1 protein-coding gene is annotated in these 1,931 nt (G+C 60.1%); it reads left to right on the top strand.

All coding sequences use genetic code 11. The features are described from left to right. The first annotated feature begins 436 nt into the window (after positions 1 to 436). Positions 437 to 1,858: a group II intron reverse transcriptase/maturase gene (ltrA, locus tag APH34_RS28325; protein ID WP_051096403.1), complete on the top strand. Its 1,422-nt coding sequence runs from the start codon at positions 437 to 439 to the stop codon at positions 1,856 to 1,858. The last annotated feature ends 73 nt before the right edge of the window (positions 1,859 to 1,931 follow it).

The following is a 1,931-nucleotide window of genomic DNA, read 5'->3' as shown; positions in this document are numbered from 1 at the left end:
TTTTTTTGTGTGCGCCAGGCATGGCGCGTTGCGCGTAAGCGCAACCCGCTTGGCTGTGGTGGCCAAGCGGGTGACTTGGAGGTGAAAGTCCTCTACACACCCGGCAAGGGGAAGTGTTAGCCGGAGGCAAGGGTGTCGCGGGTGACCGCGAATCTGAAGGAAGCCCGAGGCAAAATGCTGGCCTGACGAACAGGAAGCGGATAGAGGCGGCACAGCGGGGTGAGGTGGCACAAATCGCCAAAGCCCAATACTTGCACGGAACGCTGTGACGTAGATCCGACAGGCATAAGCAGGAAGGTCGCGCGAATTACCCTGGGAGATCTGTACGTTTGCCATTGTGCTACCGCGCGTCGAAAGGCGACGGGATGAGCGTGCAGAAGTCAGCCGAAGCCGTAGTAAGTGGCGGTTAACCGCGCCACCAAGGGCCGAACAGGTTATGCCGCCAGTAGGCGTCGCCGTCTCGTTGGTAACCGTAATGCAGAAATTTCCCACAGCGGAAACTGTCATCCCGAGCTCCGGCCAGAAGCCGAGGGTGACGCCTGACAGTGCAAAGGTATCGACGGCGTCCGTGACGTGGACGAACGCGGAGCCGGACACGCTGATGGAGCGGGTGCTTGCACCGGCCAACCTCAGACGTGCGTATCAACGCGTGGTCAGCAACAAGGGAGCACCGGGTGCCGATGGCATGACGGTTGCTGACTTGGCGGGCTACGTGAGACAGTATTGGCCAACCCTCAAGGCCAGGTTACTGGCCGGTGAATACCAGCCCCAAGCAGTGCGAGCGGTTGAAATTCCCAAGCCGCAGGGCGGCACACGGCAACTGGGAATCCCCAGCGTCGTGGATCGCCTGATCCAGCAAGCACTGCAGCAGCAGCTCACACCTATCTTCGACCCACTGTTCTCGGACTACAGCTATGGTTTTCGTCCGGGCAGAAGTACGCATCAAGCCATCGAGATGGCTCGTGCTCATGTGACAGCGGGACACCGCTGGTGCGTGGAACTCGATCTGGAGAAGTTTTTCGATCGGGTCAATCACGACATCCTCATGGCCTGCATCGAACGTCGGATCAAAGACAAGTGCGTACTCAGGCTTATCCGCCGCTACCTTGAAGCCGGGATCATGTCGGGCGGTGTCGTCAGCCCACGGCAGGAGGGGACGCCGCAAGGCGGCCCGCTTTCGCCGTTGCTGTCGAACATCCTGCTCGACGAACTCGACCGCGAGCTGGAGCGACGGGGCCATCGCTTCGTACGTTATGCCGATGATGCGAACATCTATGTACGCAGTCCCCGGGCCGGCGAACGGGTGTTGGTCAGCGTCGAGCGCTTCCTGAGAGAACGTCTGAAGCTGACGGTGAACAGGAAGAAAAGCCAAGTGGCAAGGGCGTGGAAGTGCGACTACCTAGGCTATGGGATGAGCTGGCACCAGCAGCCAAGGCTGCGCGTGGCAAGGATGAGCCTAGACCGCTTACGCGACCGGCTCAGAATGCTGCTGCGCAGCGTACGGGCTCGCAAAATGGCGACTGTCATCGAGCGGATCAACCCCGTCCTGAGAGGCTGGGCTAGCTACTTCAAGCTCAGCCAGAGCAAGCGGCCGCTTGAGGAACTGGATGGTTGGGTCAGGCACAAACTCCGCTGCGTCATCTGGCGTCAATGGAAGCAGCCTCCCACGAGGCTGAGAAACTTGATGCGCCTGGGGTTGAGCGAGGAGCGTGCCAACAAGTCAGCCTTCAATGGCCGAGGTCCATGGTGGAATTCGGGAGCGCAACATATGAACTACGCGCTGCCAAAGAAACTGTGGGACCGGCTCGGGCTGGTCTCGATACTGGATACGATTAACCGGCTTAGCCGCGTAACCTGAACCGCCGTGTACGGAACCGTACGCACGGTGGTGTGAGAGGACGGCGGGTGTGAATCCGCCTCCTACTCGATCC

This window comes from Pseudomonas sp. NBRC 111131, assembly GCF_001320525.1.
Taxonomy (GTDB): domain Bacteria; phylum Pseudomonadota; class Gammaproteobacteria; order Pseudomonadales; family Pseudomonadaceae; genus Aquipseudomonas; species Aquipseudomonas ceruminis.
This window is presented reverse-complemented; position numbering and strand designations above follow the sequence as displayed.